The sequence below is a fragment of the Streptomyces sp. NBC_01445 genome (genome assembly GCF_035918235.1).
Taxonomy (GTDB): domain Bacteria; phylum Actinomycetota; class Actinomycetes; order Streptomycetales; family Streptomycetaceae; genus Streptomyces.
The window spans coordinates 4027602-4045846 of sequence record NZ_CP109485.1 but is presented as its reverse complement, the minus strand read 5'-3'; the positions used below and the strand labels follow the sequence as shown (position 1 = coordinate 4045846).

Annotated in this window: 14 protein-coding genes, 1 tRNA gene and 2 pseudogenes; 14 read left to right on the top strand and 3 right to left on the bottom strand. The window is 67.7% G+C overall.

All coding sequences use genetic code 11. The features are described 5' to 3' along the window. The first annotated feature begins 602 nt into the window (after positions 1-602). Together OG574_RS18245 and OG574_RS18240 are read left to right on the top strand one after the other, a co-directional pair. Entirely contained in the window at positions 603-1454 is an 852-nt protein-coding gene (locus OG574_RS18245) for a hypothetical protein (protein WP_326774094.1), read from the top strand. Positions 1455-1770: 316 nt separating this feature from the next. After that, complete coding sequence (locus OG574_RS18240; RefSeq protein ID WP_326774093.1) at positions 1771-3033, top strand: beta strand repeat-containing protein; 1263 nt, start codon at positions 1771-1773, stop codon at positions 3031-3033. Between the two features lie 83 nt (positions 3034-3116). Here OG574_RS18240 and OG574_RS18235 read toward each other — a convergent pair whose 3' ends face one another. Together OG574_RS18235 and OG574_RS18230 are read right to left on the bottom strand one after the other, a co-directional pair. Next, positions 3117-3896, bottom strand: coding sequence for an AfsR/SARP family transcriptional regulator (locus OG574_RS18235; protein ID WP_326774092.1), 780 nt, complete (start codon positions 3894-3896; stop codon positions 3117-3119). Between the two features lie 470 nt (positions 3897-4366). After that, complete coding sequence (locus OG574_RS18230) at positions 4367-5605, bottom strand: IS256 family transposase (protein WP_326774091.1); 1239 nt, start codon at positions 5603-5605, stop codon at positions 4367-4369. 265 nt (positions 5606-5870) lie between these two features. Between OG574_RS18230 and OG574_RS52765 the strand changes: the two genes are divergently transcribed. The 5 genes and pseudogenes from OG574_RS52765 (at position 5871) to OG574_RS18210 (ending at position 8580) form a co-directional block, all read left to right on the top strand. Beyond that, positions 5871-6038: an HD domain-containing protein gene (locus OG574_RS52765; protein ID WP_398375599.1), complete on the top strand. Its 168-nt coding sequence runs from the start codon at positions 5871-5873 to the stop codon at positions 6036-6038. Positions 6039-6377: 339 nt separating this feature from the next. Continuing rightward, positions 6378-6656, top strand: a pseudogene (locus OG574_RS18225) (replication initiator); the annotation flags it as partial. An 11-nt stretch (positions 6657-6667) separates the two neighbouring features. Further along, positions 6668-6838: a helix-turn-helix transcriptional regulator gene (locus OG574_RS18220; RefSeq protein WP_326778533.1), complete on the top strand. Its 171-nt coding sequence runs from the start codon at positions 6668-6670 to the stop codon at positions 6836-6838. Then, positions 6835-8203, top strand: a pseudogene (locus OG574_RS18215) (tyrosine-type recombinase/integrase). Before OG574_RS18220 ends, OG574_RS18215 begins: the two are co-directional and overlap by 4 nt. Before the next feature lie 32 nt (positions 8204-8235). Beyond that, the gene (locus tag OG574_RS18210) at positions 8236-8580 is read left to right on the top strand and encodes a hypothetical protein (protein ID WP_326774090.1); all 345 of its coding nucleotides are present in this window, start codon (positions 8236-8238) and stop codon (positions 8578-8580) included. A gap of 238 nt (positions 8581-8818) precedes the next feature. Here the strand turns inward: OG574_RS18210 and OG574_RS18205 are convergent. Further along, positions 8819-8890 (bottom strand) — tRNA-Arg (locus OG574_RS18205). 148 nt (positions 8891-9038) lie between these two features. On the opposite strand from OG574_RS18205, the gene OG574_RS18200 reads away from it, so the two are divergent. The 7 genes from OG574_RS18200 (at position 9039) to rho (ending at position 18159) form a co-directional block, all read left to right on the top strand. Continuing rightward, positions 9039-9518, top strand: a complete 480-nt coding sequence (locus tag OG574_RS18200; RefSeq protein ID WP_326774089.1) for a response regulator — start codon at positions 9039-9041, stop codon at positions 9516-9518. Positions 9519-9608: 90 nt separating this feature from the next. Beyond that, a complete protein-coding gene (gene nrtL / locus OG574_RS18195; RefSeq protein WP_326774088.1) occupies positions 9609-10658 on the top strand; it encodes an ArgS-related anticodon-binding protein NrtL in 1050 nt (349 codons plus the stop codon). Positions 10659-10677: 19 nt separating this feature from the next. Then, positions 10678-12069, top strand: a complete 1392-nt coding sequence (gene lysA / locus OG574_RS18190) for a diaminopimelate decarboxylase (RefSeq protein WP_326774087.1) — start codon at positions 10678-10680, stop codon at positions 12067-12069. A 130-nt stretch (positions 12070-12199) separates the two neighbouring features. Beyond that, entirely contained in the window at positions 12200-13489 is a 1290-nt protein-coding gene (locus OG574_RS18185; protein ID WP_326778532.1) for a homoserine dehydrogenase, read from the top strand. Positions 13490-13495: 6 nt separating this feature from the next. Continuing rightward, entirely contained in the window at positions 13496-14554 is a 1059-nt protein-coding gene (gene thrC, locus OG574_RS18180; RefSeq protein WP_100595869.1) for a threonine synthase, read from the top strand. A 272-nt stretch (positions 14555-14826) separates the two neighbouring features. Continuing rightward, a complete protein-coding gene (gene thrB / locus OG574_RS18175) occupies positions 14827-15744 on the top strand; it encodes a homoserine kinase (RefSeq protein ID WP_100595868.1) in 918 nt (305 codons plus the stop codon). 378 nt (positions 15745-16122) lie between these two features. Then, positions 16123-18159 carry a transcription termination factor Rho gene (gene rho / locus OG574_RS18170; protein WP_326774086.1) on the top strand — a complete coding sequence of 679 codons (2037 nt, stop codon included), beginning with the start codon at positions 16123-16125 and terminating at the stop codon, positions 18157-18159. Positions 18160-18245 lie beyond the last annotated feature (86 nt).

Below are 18245 nucleotides of genomic sequence, written 5' to 3'. Positions count from 1 at the left end.
TCTCGTCGACTCGCTCCGTGTTCGGGGCGTACCGGGACGGGGTCCTGGGCCTCGTCGTAGACGAAGCACTCCCCGTCAGCGACCCATGCGCCGGCAGTCCCGTATCCGTCGATCCGAACCGTCACGCTGTGCGACTCCGCTGTCGTTGATGTCGGACGTAGATGCCGGCGCGTCACAACGGCCAACCTCCGCCGAACAGGGTTCGGCGAAAGCGACCTCTTCGACGGGCGCCGAACCGGGTGCGCTCTCCCTTGCCGCGGGCCGGAGCTGGACGGCTCCATCAGGGACGATCAACCGCTTCCAGCGACGGTCGCCGGAGCGGCCGGGTGTCAGGTCTGTGGCCCGTCAGCGGAGAGGACCTCGAAGTGTTCGCCAAGACCAAGCCACCGCATACGGCCTACGGCGAAGCCCTCAGCCTTTAGATACCGAGGGCTCACGGCGTACGCGTGCGAAGCGCTGCTGGAGAGGATGAATGAGTGATCGGGAGGTGCGACACGGGTCCCCGGCGGAAGGCTCATCCAATGCGCATGTACGTTAAGTAGCCATTGCATTGCAATGGGTAATGCAGCTCTGCACTGCAGACGCACGGAGGGCAAGATTCCATGCTCATGCTCCAGAAGGTCGTGATCGCCGCTGCAACGGTCGGCGGTCTGGTCGCTCTCGGCTCGGGAAGCGCCTATGCCGCCGACTACAGCGACTCCGGCCACGGAGGAACTCGGCCATTCGTCGCCGTCGGTCTGTCGGGCGACGTCACCCCGCAAGCGCAGCAACGGGCAGAAAAGAAGCGAGAGGCGCAGGAGAAGAAGGCGTCGAAGGGTGTGAACCGGACGGTCGCGTGGCAGGCGAACGCGCAGACGAGGGGCATCCTCCGCAGTGTCGGCCTGCTGGACGGTCTCTTTGAAGTACCGCGCCAGCCGGCCGGGACCACCGGCGGGAAGAACCAGAACAACCAGGTGAACAGCACCTCCGGTGGCATCAACCAGAACAACCAGGCAATTAGCGCCTCTGGTGGAGTGAATCAGAACAACCAGGCAATTAGCCCCTCCGGTGGCGTGAACCAGAACAACCAGGCGAATGGCACTTCTGGTGGCGTGAATCAGAACAACCAGGCAAATGGCTCCTCTGGTGGCGTGAATCAGAACAACCAGGTAAACGGGACCTCTGGTGGCGTGAACCAGAACAACCAGGCAAACGGCACTTCCGGTGGCGTGAACCAGAACAACCAGGCAAACGGCACTTCCGGTGGCGTGAACCAGAACAACCAGGCAAACGGCACTTCTGGTGGCGTGAACCAGAACAACCAGGCGAATCGCACCTCTGGTGGCGTCAACCAGAACAACCAGGCGAATCGCACCTCTGGTGGCGTCAACCAGAACAACCAGGTAAACGGGCCCACGATCGCGTTCATCGCGCAGTTGAAGCTGAAGCAGGCGCAGACTGTGTCGGGCAACTGAAGACGCCGACCCTGCCGATCGGCTTTGACAATGCGAACCCGTCACGGTCTCGTGGCGGGTTCCGTCGGTTTCGGGGTGGGATCTGGCGAATGGGCCTCGGCCCTGTCCCCCGGGGGGCACGTGGCATCGAGCGTAAGTATGGCGCTGACGTGAGGCGACGCGGTGAGGCTGAACCATGAGAGCCGGCTGCAGCAGATGCTCGTCGGCGAAGGCCACCAGCCCGGTCACGCCAGCGTCACGCGACGGTGATGCCTGGCGCCCCACGATGACTGGGACAGGTAAGCGCAACCCCGCTTTCACATGTAAGGAAGCCACCATGGTGACAAGCATCCGGCGTCGCATCCCTCGCCTGATAAGCGCGTCCGGCCTGGCCGCGACGCTTGCTCTCGGGGCAGGCGCGGCGACCGCCACAGCGGCACATCAGGAGGCACCAAAGGCAAAGGCCGCGCCGACAGCGTGCACCGAGCAAACCCCCTGCACCGGCGGTAATCAGAACAACCAGGCCACCGGCAATGCGGGCGGTAATCAGAACAACCAGGCGTCCGGCAATGCGGGTGGGAACCAGAACAACCAGGCCACCGGTAACGCGGGTGGGAACCAGAACAACCAGGCCACCGGTAACGCGGGCGGGAACCAGAACAACCAGGCCACCGGTAACGCGGGTGGGAACCAGAACAACCAGGCCACCGGTAACGCGGGTGGGAACCAGAACAACCAGGCCACCGGTAACGCGGGTGGGAACCAGAACAACCAGGCCACCGGTAACGCGGGTGGGAACCAGAACAACCAGGCCACCGGTAACGCGGGTGGGAACCAGAACAACCAGGCCACCGGTAACGCGGGTGGGAACCAGAACAACCAGGCCACCGGTAACGCGGGTGGGAACCAGAACAACCAGGCCACCGGTAACGCGGGTGGGAACCAGAACAACCAGGCCACCGGTAACGCGGGTGGGAACCAGAACAACCAGGCCACCGGTAACGCGGGTGGGAACCAGAACAACCAGGCGACCGGTATCCGCGGTGGCTTCAACCAGAACAACCAGGCCACCGGAAACCGTCGCGGCTTCAACCAGAACAACCAGGCGACCGGTCTCCGCGGTGGCTTCAACCAGAACAACCAGGCCACCGGAAACCGTCGCGGCTTCAACCAGAACAACCAGGCGACCGGTCTCCGCGGTGGCTTCAACCAGAACAACCAGGCGACCGGTCTCCGCGGTGGCTTCAACCAGAACAACCAGGCCACGGGTCTCCGCGGTGGCTTCAACCAGAACAACCAGGCGACCGGTCTCCGCGGTGGCTTCAACCAGAACAACCAGGCCACCGGTAACGCGGGTGGGAACCAGAACAACCAGGCCACCGGTAACGCGGGTGGGAACCAGAACAACCAGGCCACCGGCAATGCGGGTGGGAACCAGAACAACCAGGCCACCGGTAACGCGGGTGGGAACCAGAACAACCAGGCCACCGGTAACGCGGGTGGGAACCAGAACAACCAGGCCACCGGTAACGCGGGCGGGAACCAGAACAACCAGGCCACCGGTAACGCGGGCGTCAACCAGAACAACCAGGCCTCGTAGTAGTGGTCTCTGCACCGAACCGCTTCGGCAAAGCGAACTCGCCACCCAGGAGAGTGGCGAGTTCGCGGATATCCTCGCGGCCCCTACTGTCCCCCTCCAGGGGGTTGCCGAAGTCCGGCGACGAGCCGGCGCAGCCGCTGTGTGGGGCGGAGCCCCAACTCGTTGCGGAGGCGCCACGCGTAGCGTTCGAAGTGGTCCAGCGCCTCAGCCAGGTTGCCCTCCGCCAGGTGGGCGCGGATCAACGAGACCTGGCTGCTCTCCCGCAGTGGATCTGCCTGCACGGCTGTGTGAGCGGCCGTCACCGCTCCGGCGAACTGCTCGGCATCAATGAATTCTCCGGCCAGTTTCTCGAGGGCATGGAGTCGGAGCTGGCGCCATTTCTCCGCCTCCAGCAAGACCCACTCGTCGTACCACCCGGGCAGCAGATCGGCGGAGAGCTGGTCGACGGTCGCCGCATTGAGGCCGAGGTCCTCGGCCGGAACGCAGGGATCGAGTATGCGTTGGGCGAGCGACCGGGCGTGGTGCAGGTCGACGGTGACCTCTCGCTCGAGGCGCACCTCGGTGGGAGAGATGTCCAGCGCTTTCCGGCCCAAGCCGTGCAGTCGTGTCAGCGCCGCCCGAAGGTTCGTGTGCGCCTTCTGCTCGGACACCTCGGGCCAAAGGCTTCCGGCGATCAAGGACCGGGGGACAGAGACGCGGTAATGGTAATTGAGCGCGACGAATGCCAAGAGTCGCTTCGAGCCTACCGGGACTGCTACCGAGACATCGTTGACCACTAGGTCGAAACCGCCAAGGAGAGCTATGTGTACGGATGGCTGGCTGTTTACGGACATGGAAAAGGCAGCGACATCATCAGGGCTCATTGCTGTGTGATCGCTCGGGATCCGTCGCCCCGGGCGCCCGCAGACTGGCGGCGCCGTCATTCCCCAAGGATCCGCGATCTCCACACCTCCCAACAAATCCATGCTGCTCCGGCCGCCGAGGATTGTCTAATCGTCCAAAGTGGCCTATGGAGATCCCTCTGGGTGCGGGCCGCTGACCCCTTACGGGCACCGCAAGCATGCACGGACTGATTCTGACGAGGTGGAACCACGAGGTGGAACCGGTGAAGGCTGCGCGACACGACCGTGCCGTCACTGAATGACTTCCCTTGCCGCGAGCTGGTGGTCCGCAGAGCGAAGCGGCCCTTGTCGAGAAGTACGGGGTATCGCGTGGCACGGGTTCGCCGTGCCGTGCGTGAGCTGGAGACCGCCGGCCACGTCGAGGCGCGACGCGGGGGGTCACGTCCGCTGGAGTGGTGTATTGACGGCCACTCGGTGATCTCGATTTGAGGCTATGCGGTGAGTTCGGTGGGCAAGGCGGTGTCGTCGGTTTCTGACTCGATCGGGTGGAGGCGGGTTTTGGCGAGGAGGTCGAGTCCCATGTAGCGGCGGGCCTCGGTCCACTCGTCGTTCTGCTCGGCGAGCACCGCGCCGACGAGCCGGATCACTGCGGTGCGGTCGGGGAAGATCCCGACCACGTCGGTGCGACGGCGGATCTCTTTGTTCAACCTCTCCTGCGGATTGTTCGACCAGACCTGCCGCCAGATCTCCCGCGGGAACGCGGTGAACGCCAGCAGATCGTGCTGGGCGGTGTCCAAGTGGGCTGCTGCCTCGGGGAACTTGGCCTCCAGCGCGTCCAGAACGTGCCGCATCTGGGCCTGGACCGCGTCGCTGTCGGGCTGTTCGAAGACGGTCCGCAGCAAGGTGGCCACCCAGGGCTGGGCCGATTTCGGAACCTGGCTGAGCAGGTTGCGGGCGTAGTGGGTGCGGCACCTTTGCCACGAAGCTCCGGGCAGAACTGCACCGATCGCGTCGACGAGGCCGGCATGGGCGTCGGAGATGACCAGTTGGACGCCGGACAGGCCGCGGGCGATCAGTGAGCGCAGGAAGGCGAGCCAGCCGGCGCCGTCCTCGCTGGAGGCGACGTCGATGCCGAGGATCTCGCGGTGTCCGTCGGCGTTCACGCCGACCGCGATCAGTGCGTGGATGTTGATGATGCGGCCTCCCTCGCGGACCTTCTGGGTCAGTGCGTCGACCCAGACGAACGTGTAGGGGCCTTGGTCCAGGGGCCGGTTGCGGAAGGCTGCGACCTGCTCGTCCAGGTGTTTGGCCATCGCGCTGACCTGGGACTTCGACAGTTGGGTGACGCCGAGGGAGGCGGCGAGCTTCTCGACCCGGCGCGTACTCACGCCGAGCAGGTAGGCGGTAGCGACCACCGAGATGAGAGCCTGTTCGGCCCGGCGGCGTCGCTCGAGGAGCCAGTGCGGGAAGTAACTGCCCTGGCGCAGCTTGGGAACGGCCAGTTCGACGGTGCCGGCCCTCGTGTCCCACTCGCGTGGGCGGTAGCCGTTGCGGTGGTTGACGCGGTCGTCGCTGACCTGCCCGTATTCGGCGTTGCACAGGGCATCAGCCTCCGCGGACATGAGGGCGTCGGCGAACGTCTTGACCATCGCGCGCAGCAGATCCGGACTCGCCGTGGCGAGGTTGTCTTCCGCGAGGGCGTGCAGGGGCAGACTGTCAGGTGCGGTCATCGTGCTGATCTCCTTCGAGGCTTCGACACTTCGAAGATCAGCCGGTGGCCGTTCATCTATGCGGGCACCATCCCGATGCCGGAGCAAACCCCCGGATCAGGTCGAACCCGTACACCACTTCCCTGGACGCAACCACGCGGGGTGGGCCGGTTCGTCAGCTCTCCTTCCTGAACTCCCGATTGCCTCGGAGGCATTGGACAATGCAGCTGGCCAAGTAGGCACATGGCCTTGCTGAGTCAGTGTTGGCTGACAGCCTGCCGCGGCGGTGGGGTGGGCCCACTCTCAGTGGGTCTGCTCCCAGGCGCTGAACCTGGCGCCGACGTTGGGCGAGGACGCCGAACTGTTGGCGGCCGCAGCCATTGGGCACGACATCGGGTATGCCCGCGCCGCCGTGGACACCGGACAGCACATGATCGAGGGGGGCGGTACTTGAGCGCCGTCGTTGGGGCTGACCCGCGGCTGTGCAGCCTCGTGGCCTTCCACACGTCCTCCTGATGGGAGGCATCCGAACTCGGGTTGGACCATGCGCTCAACGAGTTCGGGCCCGCCGAACCCGAGTTGGCGGACACGATCGCGCGATCCCCTCTTGCGACCTGACCAGTAGTCCGGCCGGGGATCTGGCGGACCCTGTCGAGCAACTTTCCGAAGTGCTGGAGCGGTACGGTCCCGAGCGCGTCGTTTTCCGGGCGGGACCAGCGGCCCGAACTCGTGGCCAGGGTGGCCGAGATGCGGCGGCGGCGTGCCAAGGCGGTGGTGGCGAAGCTCAACTGATCAGAAGTCCCGCCGCTACTCCACCACCCTCGGCGCATTACGCCAGGTCCGCGCCGACTACCGCGCCGCCCAGCAACGAGCCGCCCTCGGGCTGCCGGACCCGGACGACGGCCCGGAGGCGACCACGCTCACCCTCGCCCACTGGACCTACGCCGGCCACGGCCACACACCCGGCGAATCCTGGCTCGCCGCCAACATCGCCCGAGAGATCCAACTCAACCGCGAAACCGCCCGCGAAGCCGTACAAGACCAGCTCGCCTCGGAAGGAGCACACCAGTGAAGGACGAGCTCATGACCGTAGCCGAGATCCTGGTCGAGCTTCGGAAAGTGTCCCGGCGCACCGTCTACCGCTGGCGTGAACTGGGGCAGGCGCCCAAGGCCTTCAAGCTCCCGAACGGTGAACTTCGAGTCTGGCGGAGTGACCTCAAGGCGTGGCTTCGTGATCTGGAGGAGGCCGCGTGAAGTCCCTCGATGTCGAGATCTGGGGCGTCCGTAAGAGGGCTACGAAGCGGCCTTCTTATGACGTGCGTTGGTCCGTCGCTGGCAACGTCTTTCGGAGTCGTTCCGTACAAAAGCGCTGGCTGATCACTATCGGGCCAAGCTTCTGCGTGCTGCGCGCGAGGGCGAAGAGTTCGACAGCGAGACGGTCTTCCTGGGGCGGTGGCCGAGAAGCCGACTGCGCTGACTTGGTACGCCTTCGCGCTGAGGTACCCGGCGATGAAGTGGCCGCACGCTGCCCCGAACACTCGGGACGGGATCAATGAATCTCTGACATCGGTGACGCTGGCGATGCTGGATGACCGTCCGGGGCGGCCGGCTGATGATGCGCTGAGGAAGGCCTGCGCAACTGGGCATTTGTCCTTCCTGGCCCACAAGATCGTGAAGTTCCGACCGAAGTCGCGAACACCCTGCACTGGGTTGCCAAATCATCCCGAACTCTGGCCTACCTCGCCGATCCGGTGAATGCCCGTGCAGTTCTGGATTCGTTCAAGGTCCGCCTCGACGGCAAGGCTGCCGCCCCAGAGACGGTGCGTCGAGAGAGGCGCACGTTCGTCAACGCGATGCATTACGCAGTGGACTTGGGGGAGTTCAGGGAAAACCCCTTGTCGGCGGTGCGCTGGCAGAAACCCAAGGTGTCCAGTGAGGTGGATCCCCGTGTGGTCGCCAATCCGCAACAGGCGCGCGCTCTGCTCCACGCAGTGTTATGTGGGCGGCTACAGCCGGGCTCGCGGGCGGCGCCTGGTCGGACTCTTCGCCTGTATGTACTTCGCCGGCCTGCGCCCGGCCGAAGCCGTCGGGCTCGCGGAACCTGATCTCACCCTGCCTGAGCAAGGTTGGGGCACCGTCGTCCTGCACCGCACCCGGCCGAGAGTCGGCAAACAGTGGACCGACTCCGGCGAGAGCCACGACGACCGAGGACTCAAGAATCGTCCCGCGGAGGACGTCCGGCGGGTCCCGATCCCGCCCCAGTTGGTGACGGCGCTGCACGAGCACATCGACGCCTTCGGCACGGCCGCGGACGGGCGCCTGTTCTACAGCGAGGGCGGGGGAGTGGTCGCCTCCTCGACGTACCGGCGTGCCTGGCAGGAAGCCAGAACCATGGCGTTGCCGCCGGCTGTCGTGGCCTCGCCTCTCGCTCGTCGTCCCTACGACCTGCGGCACTCGGCTCTCTCGACCTGGCTGAACGCCGGGGTCGATCCGACTGAGGTCGCTGAGCGGGCGGGCAACAGTGTTGAGGTCCTCCTCAGCCGGTATGCCAAGTGCTTGGACGGCAGGCAGGAAGTCGCCAATCGGCGCATTGAAGATCTGCTTCGGGAGTACGAGTGAGGCCGATAGCTGTGGTGTCTCATACTCCAACCGTGGACATGTCCGATGACGGCCAGAGCCTGGATCCTCAGTGGCTCGACGTGAGCAACAACGTCTGTGGCGTTGTACAAGGCTGCCGAGACGCCGCGCCCGTTGCTGCCGCCTTCGTCCGCGCCGGTTGGTCGTCGCGCTCGTCGTCCTGGCACGGCTACGAGGTGGAGACCAGCTGGGGGCAAGTCGAGCTGGACCCCATCGAGGAGGGAGAGGTCCTGCTCAACGGAGTCATCGACCCTCAGCGCCTCGACGACCTCGCCGGCCTCCTCAGCCGCTTCGGCCTGCGGTTCACCCTGGAACTGTGTGACGACACAGGCGCCTTGGTACGAGACGTACGAGCCTGAGCCCCAACGCGAGCGTGGCCCCTGGATCCGTCCGGGGGCCTTCGTCGTTCCTGGGAGTTCCTCGAATTTTCGGGGCTGACCTGGGGCGATGCCACCAAGATCCTGTCCACGAATAGTCCACAGACGCCGACATAGGGCCGCTCAGCGCGGCATGCGGCTGCACACGTCCGTAGACACACGAAGACCCCGTCCTCAGCGAAAGCGCTGATGGCGGGGTCTTTGGGCACCTCATACAAGGTGCCCCCGGCAGGATTCGAACCTGCGCACACGGCTCCGGAGGCCGTTGCTCTATCCCCTGAGCTACGGGGGCGTGTTCGCCGCGGCTGGCGTGGCGACGGGTAGAACCCTACCAGCTCCGTCGGGGTCCCCATGAACAGTTATTTCGCTGTTGAGATGGCGTCCCGGGAGGGCTGTGTACGGGGCCACGGGAGGGTGGTAGTCCCCTGTACGGGGCGGAAGTGGGGAAAACCCGGACGCGGTGGCGCTTGCGGACCTACTCTCGAGTTGTGCCAGGCGCGTCCGGCCGAGTGCTTGTTGTGGACGACAACAAGGTGATTCGGCAGCTGATCAGGGTCAATCTCGAGCTGGAGGGCTTCGAGGTCGTGACCGCGGCCGATGGTGCCGAATGTCTGGATGTGGTGCATCAGGTTCGGCCTGATGTGATCACTCTGGACGTCGTGATGCCCCGACTCGACGGACTGCGGACCGCCGCGCGGCTGCGCTCCGACGCCCATACGCGCGGCGTCCCCATCGTGATCGTCAGCGCCTGTACCCACCACGAGGTCGACACCGGACTCGACGTCGGGGTCGACGCGTTCCTCGCCAAGCCCTTCGAGCCCACTGAACTCGTCCGGGTCGTAAGGAAGTTGAGCGAGCGGGCGCGCGAGGGCGGTTGTGGTGCGGAGGAGACCGAGCGCGCGGGGCGTACAGGGGGATAGCCGGTACGGGGGAGCCGAGCGTGTCCGCATGTCGGACCATCCCGTAAACCGGGTCGCTTACCCACCCCCTTCCTCCCATACGCTTGTCCCGTGACCCCCGTCGAGCTCTCCCGTACCGTCCAGCGCGCCGTGCGCCGCGCGGTCGACGACGGTGAGCTGAGCGTGGCCGTGCCGGCACGTGTCGTTGTCGAGCGGCCGCGGCCCGGTGGATGCGGGGACTACTCCACGAACGTCGCTCTGCAGCTCGCCGGGCCCGCCGGGCGCCCGCCCCGGCACGTCGCCGAGCTCCTTTCGCGGCGTCTCGCCCAGAGCCCCGGCATCGCCGGCGTCGAGGTCACCGGCCCTGGATTCCTCAATCTCACCCTCGCCGGCGACGACCCCGGCGCCCTCGCCCGCCAGATTCTCGCCCGGGGTGACGGATATGGGTGCGGTGATGTTCTCGCAGGTCAGCGGTTCGAGATTCGTGTTCCTTACGAGGTCAGGGCCGAGGTCGTCGCCGATTCGCTTCGGCGGATTCTCGCCACGCAGGGTGCCGAGGCTCGTGTCGTCCAGGGTGAGACGCCCGATCCTGAGGAGGGGGGCGCGCACGTCGTGAATCTGCGGCCCGTTCCCGCTCCCTGCGACCCCGCCGTCCTCGGCCGTGACGCGTCCCGCTGGGCCCTGCTCCTGCCCGCCGCGCACGACCAGCCCCGTATCGGCGACGAGCATCTCGCCCAGCGCGAGAGCAACCCCCTCTTCCGCGTCCGGTACGCCCACGCCCGCACCCGCGCCCTCACCCGCAACGCCGCCGCCCTCGGCTTCACCGCCGAACCCGGCGACGTACGCGACAACGACAAGGCGACCGGCTCGGGGGACGCCATCCCCGCCCGGGCGAACGCCGCGGCCCCCCTCCACACCGCCCTGTCCGCCCACCCCCAAACCCTCACCCTCGCCGCCAGCCACCACGCCCCCGACCGGCTTGCCCGGCACCTCGTCGTGGTGGCCGACGCGTTTCTCGGGTTTCAGCACACCGTGCTCCCGCAGGGGGAGGAGAAACCCTCGGCCGCCCACCGTGCCCGGCTCGCGCTTGCCGAAGCCGCCGGGGCGGTGCTGGCCGGCGGCCTGTCCCTGCTCGGTATCGACGCACCCGAACATCTCTGAGAGAGCGCAGAAGACAGTCATGAGCCGTTCCGCACACCCCGCCGGGCCCCGCCACGCAGATGTCCTGACCGAGGGGCACTACGCCGCTCCGCCCGCCGATCTCAACGTCCTCGACCCGAAGGTGTGGTCGCGGACCGTCACCCGTGAGGGCGACGGCGCGGTCCGCGTCGGCGGTATCGAAGTGGCCCGGCTCGCCGAGGAGTTCGGCACCCCCGCCTACTTCCTCGACGAGGACGACTTCCGGGCCCGCTGCCGCGCCTGGCGCGATGCCTTCGGCCCCGACGCCGACGTCTTCTACGCCGGCAAGGCCTTCCTCTCCCGCGCCGTGGTGCGCTGGCTGGACGAGGAAGGGCTCAATCTGGACGTCTGTTCCGGTGGCGAGCTCGCCACCGCCCTGTCCGCCGGGATGCCCCCGGCCCGTATCGCCTTCCACGGCAACAACAAGTCCGAGGCAGAGATCGAGCGGGCCGTCGAGGTCGGCGTCGGGCGGATCGTGCTCGACTCGTTCCAGGAGATCGTGCGGGTGTCGCACATCGCCGAGCGGCTCGGCAAGCGCCAGCCCGTGCAGATCCGCGTGACGGTCGGTGTCGAGGCCCACACGCACGAGTTCATCGCCACCGCGCACGAGGACCAGAAGTTCGGGATCGCGCTCGCCGGTGGGCAGGCCGCCGAGGCCGTACGGCGTGCGCTCAAGCTCGACGGTCTCGAGCTCATCGGCATCCACAGCCACATCGGTTCGCAGATCTTCGACATGGCGGGCTTCGAGGTCGCCGCGCGGCGCGTCGTGTCGCTGCTGGCCGAGGTGCGCGACGAGCACGGTGTCGAGCTGCCCGAGATCGACCTCGGCGGCGGTCTCGGCATCGCGTACACCTCCGATGACGACCCGAGCGAGCCGCACGAGATCGCCAAGGCGCTCGGCGAGATCGTGACGCGCGAGTGCGAAGCGGCCGGTCTGCGCACGCCGCGCATCTCCGTCGAGCCGGGCCGCGCCATCGTCGGCCCGACCGCCTTCACGCTCTACGAGGTCGGCACCATCAAGCCGCTCGAAACCCTCCGTACGTACGTGTCCGTGGACGGCGGCATGTCGGACAACATCCGCACCGCCCTCTACGACGCCGAGTACACGGTCGCCCTCGTCTCGCGGCGCTCCGACGCCGAGCCGATGCTCGTCCGCGTGGTGGGCAAGCACTGTGAGAGTGGCGACATCGTGGTCAAGGACGCCTTCCTGCCCGCCGACCTCGCGCCCGGTGACCTGCTCGCGGTGCCGGCCACCGGCGCGTACTGCCGGTCCATGGCCAGCAACTACAACCACGCACTTCGCCCGCCCGTCGTCGCCGTGCGCGACGGTGAGGCGCGGGTGATCGTCCGGCGTGAGACGGAGGAAGATCTCCTGCGTCTCGACGTCGGATAAATGAAATACACGTCTCAGGATTCGGACCGGGGGCAGAAACCCCGGTCCGGTGGGTGAGACTGGTCCACTGAAGCAGTATCAAGCAGGCTGAGCTCTCTGAGCTGGGTTCAATGAAAGGCGTAGGTCGATGATGCGTACGCGTCCGCTGAAGGTGGCGCTCCTTGGCTGTGGGGTAGTCGGCTCAGAGGTGGCGCGCATCATGACGACGCACGCCGACGACCTCGCGGCCCGGATCGGCGCCCCCGTGGAACTGGCCGGGGTCGCCGTCCGGCGCCCGTCGAAGGTGCGCGAGGGCATCGACCCCTCGCTCGTGACGACGGACGCGACCGCGCTGGTCAAACGGGGCGACATCGACGTCGTCGTCGAGGTCATCGGAGGCATCGAGCCTGCCCGCGGCCTCATCATGACGGCGTTCGAGCACGGCGCCTCCGTCGTCTCCGCCAACAAGGCGCTCATCGCCCAGGACGGCGCCGCGCTGCACGCCGCCGCCGAGGAGCAGGGCAAGGACCTCTACTACGAGGCCGCCGTCGCCGGTGCGATCCCGCTGATCAGGCCGCTGCGCGAGTCCCTCGCCGGCGACAAGATCAACCGCGTGATGGGCATCGTCAACGGCACCACGAACTTCATCCTCGACAAGATGGACTCGACGGGCGCCGGCTACCAGGAGGCCCTCGACGAGGCCACCGCGCTCGGTTATGCGGAGGCCGACCCGACCGCCGACGTCGAGGGCTTCGACGCCGCCGCCAAGGCCGCCATCCTCGCGGGGATCTCCTTCCACACCCGCGTCCGTCTCGACGACGTGTACCGCGAGGGCATGACCGAGGTGACCGCAGCCGACTTCGCTTCCGCGAAGGAGATGGGCTGCACCATCAAGCTGCTCGCGATCTGTGAGCGGGCGGCGCACGGCGGGTCCGTCACCGCGCGCGTGCACCCCGCGATGATCCCGCTCGACCACCCCCTCGCCTCCGTGCGCGGCGCGTACAACGCCGTGTTCGTCGAGGCCGAGGCCGCCGGCCAGCTCATGTTCTACGGGCCCGGAGCCGGCGGCGCGCCCACCGCGTCGGCCGTGCTCGGCGACCTCGTGGCCGTGTGCCGCAACAAGCTCGGCGAGGCCACCGGACCCGGTGACTCCGCCTACACCCAGCTGCCCGTCTCGCCCATGGGCGAGGTCGTGACGCGCTACCACATCAGCCTCGACGTGGCCGACAAGCCGGGCGTTCTCGCCCAGGTCGCGACGGTCTTCGCCGAGCACGGCGTATCCATTGACACGGTGCGCCAATCGGGCAAGGACGGCGAGGCCTCCCTCGTCGTGGTCACCCACCGTGCGGCGGACGCGGCCCTCACCGGGACCGTCGACGCGCTGCGCAAGCTCGACACCGTGCGTGGTGTCGCCAGCATCATGCGTGTTGAAGGGGAGTAACGAGCAATGACCCACCAGTGGCGCGGAATCATCGAGGAGTACCGCGACCGGCTTCCGGTGTCCGACACCACGCCGGTCGTCACGCTGCGCGAGGGCGGCACGCCGCTCGTGCCCGCCCAGGTGCTCTCCGAGCGCACGGGCTGCGAGGTCCACCTCAAGGTCGAGGGCGCCAACCCGACCGGGTCCTTCAAGGACCGCGGCATGACGATGGCGATCACGAAGGCCAAGGAGGAGGGCGCGCAGGCCGTCATCTGCGCCTCCACCGGCAACACGTCCGCCTCGGCCGCGGCCTACGCCGTGCGCGCCGGCATGGTCTGCGCCGTGCTCGTCCCGCAGGGCAAGATCGCGCTCGGCAAGATGGGCCAGGCGCTGGTCTACGGCTCGAAGATCCTCCAGGTCGACGGCAACTTCGACGACTGCCTGAACCTGGCCCGCGCCCTCTCCGAGAACTACCCGGTGGCGCTGGTCAATTCGGTCAACCCGTTCCGTATCGAGGGCCAGAAGACCGCCTCGTTCGAGATCGTCGACGCCCTCGGCGACGCGCCCGACATCCACGTCCTTCCCGTCGGCAACGCCGGCAACATCACGGCCTACTGGAAGGGCTACAAGGAGTACGCGGCGGACGGCATCGCCACGCACACCCCGCGCATGTGGGGCTTCCAGGCGTCCGGTTCCGCGCCCATCGTGCGCGGCGAGATCGTCAAGGACCCGTCGACGATCGCCACCGCGATTCGCATCGGCAACCCCGCGTCCTGGGACTTCGCGCTGGCCGCCCGTGACGAGTCCGGCGGCTTCATCGACGAAGTGACGGACCGTGAAATCCTGCGCGCCTACAAGCTGTTGGCGTCCCAGGAGGGTGTCTTCGTGGAGCCCGCGTCGGCCGCCTCCGTCGCCGGTCTGCTCAAGGCCGCCGAGCAGGGCAAGGTCGACAAGGGGCAGAAGATCGTCTGCACCGTCACGGGCAACGGACTCAAGGACCCCGACTGGGCCGTCGCGGGCGCCCCGCAGCCCGTCACCGTCCCGGTCGACGCGGCCACCGCGGCCGAGCGCCTCGGCCTGGCGTAACCGGACAGGGCCGGTCAACTCCGCACAGGGGGTGCACAGGAGGCTTGCGACACGCATCGTGCGCCTCCTGTGCGCCCTATGTCGCCACAGAACCTTCCTTCGATAGGCTGTACCGAACCCACCCCGCCGCACAGGCATATGCCGCGGTGCCGCAGGCGTTGTCGTAGCCCTCGCGGCCTTCGGGTTCTCACACGGGCAGCAATCATCGGATCTCTACCGCAGTCACCTTGTTCATCACGCAAGAACCGCAGCTCAAGGAGTGTCATCGAGCGATGGCCGGTCCCGCCTTCCGCGCCGCCGCCGTCAGGGTGCGCGTCCCCGCCTCCAGCGCCAACCTCGGCCCGGGCTTCGATGCCTTCGGCCTGTCGCTGGGTCTCTACGACGACGTGGTCGTCCGGGTCGCCGACTCCGGCCTGAACATCGACATCGCAGGTGAGGGCTCCGACACCCTCCCGCGCGACGAGTCCCATCTGCTCGTACGTTCCCTGCGCACCGCCTTCGACCTGCTCGGCGGACAGCCGCGCGGCCTCGAGGTCGTCTGCGCCAACCGGATCCCGCACGGCCGCGGCCTCGGCTCCTCGTCGGCCGCCATCTGCGCCGGCATCGTCGCCGCGCGCGCCGTGACGATAGGCGGCGACGCCCGGCTCGACGACGCGGCCCTTCTTGAGCTCGCGACCGAGATCGAGGGGCACCCGGACAACGTCGCGGCCTGCCTGCTCGGCGGCTTCACGCTCTCCTGGATGGACGGCGGTGCGGCCCGGGCGATCAGGATGGACCCCGCTGGTTCCATCGTTCCGGTGGTTTTCGTACCGGGAAAGCCGGTACTCACCGAGACCGCACGCGGTCTCCTGCCGCGCAGCGTCCCCCATGTGGACGCCGCGGTGAACGCGGGCCGAGCGGCCCTGCTCGTAGAGGCCCTCACGAGGCGCCCCGAGCTGCTGCTGCCCGCCACCGAGGACCGGCTCCACCAGGAGTACCGGGCTCCCGCGATGCCGGAGAGCCTCGCACTTGTGGAGCGGCTGCGGGCCGACGGCGTACCCGCGGTGATCTCAGGGGCGGGCCCCACGGTCCTCGCCCTTGTGGAGAAGGAAGCGGCCGACAAGGTCGCCCGGCTGGCCGGTGAGGGATGGGCGGCGAACCGCCTCGACCTCGATGTCGACGGAGCGAGCGTGCTGCCGCTTGCCCACTGACACACGGTTGCCGGAATTCGAGAGGGGGAATATTTGTTGGATCCGGTAGTGTTAACCTCAAGTCTGCACCCGACCCCACCATGGCGAGGTGCTGTGTGTCCCCCTCCGGGACAACCATTCTTCCAGGAGCCCCGCAAATTGCTCTGTGCCGTGCACTGAGCTGTTTCGAGCATGCTCCGGAACCGGTGTGATCGAGCCGGGTGACACAGACATTCCAGTGAAACCCGCGGCTTCGGGACTCGCCGTCACCAATGAATTCTTCCGCCGCGTTGGCGGACCACCGCCCCGGCACGGTCCATACGGACAGGACCACCGCCGGACAGCACAACCGGTCGCCGAGCCAGACAGGCCGACGTCCGCTCCAGGGAAGGACCCTTCGTGAGCGACACCACCGATCTGATGGGCGTGAACGCCGACAGCTCCGCTGCCGCGCCCTCCGCCGCTGCGGATGCCTCTGCTGCGCCTGCCGCCGGTGCTTCGGGCTCCCGTCGGCGCCGCGGTACCGGCCTCGACGGCATGGTGCTGGCCGAGCTCCAGCAGGTCGCATCGGGCCTCGGCATCAGGGGCACCGCGCGTATGCGCAAGAGCCAGTTGATCGAGGTCATCAAGGAGGCGCAGGCCGGGGGAGGCGCTCCCGCGAAGAGCGCCGACACCAACGAGACCAAGCCGAAGCGCCGCGCCACCTCCAAGGCGCGCACCGGTGACGAGGCCGTGGCGAACGGCACCGAGGCCCCGGCGAAGGCCACCAAGGCCGAGGACGCCAAGGCCGCGAAGGCCGCCGCTCAGCAGCAGATCGACATCCCCGGTCAGCCTGCGAGCGACGACAAGGGCGGCGAGCGTCGTCGCCGCCGTGCCACCTCGGAGGCCGGCAGCCCCGAGACCGTCACCGCCGAGGCGAAGACCGAGACCCGCACCGACACCCAGGGCGAGGCCAAGGGCGACGCCGGTGACGGTGGCGCCGAGGGCCGGCGCGAGCGTCGTGACCGTCGTGACCGCGGTGACCGCGGTGACCGTGGCGGCGACCGCGGTGAGCGCGGCGGCCGTGACCGCGGCGACCGCCGTGGCAAGGGCGACGAGCAGGGCAAGGAGCAGGGCGGAAACCGTCAGCCGCAGGGCGGCGGACGCCAGGACCGTCAGCGGGACAACGGTCCGCAGGACGACTTCGACGACGAGGGTGGCCGCCGCGGCCGCCGTGGCCGCTACCGCGACCGACGTGGTCGTCGTGGCCGCGACGAGGCCGGCTTCGGCAACGAGGTGCAGGTCTCCGAGGACGACGTCCTGATCCCCGTCGCGGGCATCCTGGACATCCTCGACAACTACGCGTTCATCCGGACCTCGGGCTACCTGCCCGGCCCGAACGACGTGTACGTGTCCCTCGCCCAGGTCCGCAAGAACGGCCTGCGCAAGGGTGACCACGTCACCGGCGCGGTCCGCCAGCCCAAGGACGGCGAGCGCCGCGAGAAGTTCAACGCGCTGGTCCGTCTCGACTCGGCCAACGGCATGGCGGCCGAATCCGGGCGCGGGCGGCCGGAGTTCAACAAGCTGACGCCGCTCTACCCGCAGGACCGGCTCCGTCTGGAGACCGACCCGGGCATCCTGACCACCCGCATCATCGACCTCGTGTCGCCGATCGGTAAGGGCCAGCGAGGCCTGATCGTGGCCCCGCCGAAGACCGGCAAGACCATGATCCTGCAGGCGGTCGCCAACGCGATCACCGTCAACAGCCCCGAGTGCCACCTGATGGTCGTCCTGGTCGACGAGCGTCCGGAAGAGGTCACCGACATGCAGCGGTCGGTGAAGGGCGAGGTCATCTCCTCGACCTTCGACCGCCCGGCCGAGGACCACACCACGGTCGCCGAGCTCGCCATCGAGCGCGCCAAGCGTCTCGTGGAGCTCGGTCACGACGTGGTCGTCCTGCTCGACTCCATCACGCGTCTGGGCCGTGCCTACAACCTGGCGGCGCCGGCCTCCGGCCGCATCCTGTCCGGTGGTGTCGACTCGACCGCGCTCTACCCGCCGAAGCGCTTCTTCGGTGCGGCGCGCAACATCGAGGACGGCGGCTCGCTGACCATTCTCGCCACCGCGCTGGTCGACACCGGCTCGCGCATGGACGAGGTGATCTTCGAGGAGTTCAAGGGCACCGGCAACATGGAGCTCAAGCTCGACCGCAAGCTCTCCGACAAGCGCATCTTCCCGGCGGTGGACGTCGACGCGTCCTCCACCCGTAAGGAAGAGATCCTGCTCAACGCGGAAGAGCTGGCGATCGTCTGGAAGCTGCGCCGGGTGCTGCACGCGCTCGACTCGCAGCAGGCCATCGAGCTGCTTCTCGACAAGATGAAGCAGACGAAGTCGAACGCCGAGTTCCTGATGCAGATCGCGAAGACGACGCCGACGCCGGGCAACGGCAACGACTAAGGCTTCGCTCTGCGGTAGCACCGCTCAAGGGCCGCCCCCGTCACATCCGTGACGGGGGCGGCCCTTTGTGCTGTTCGGGGAGGGTT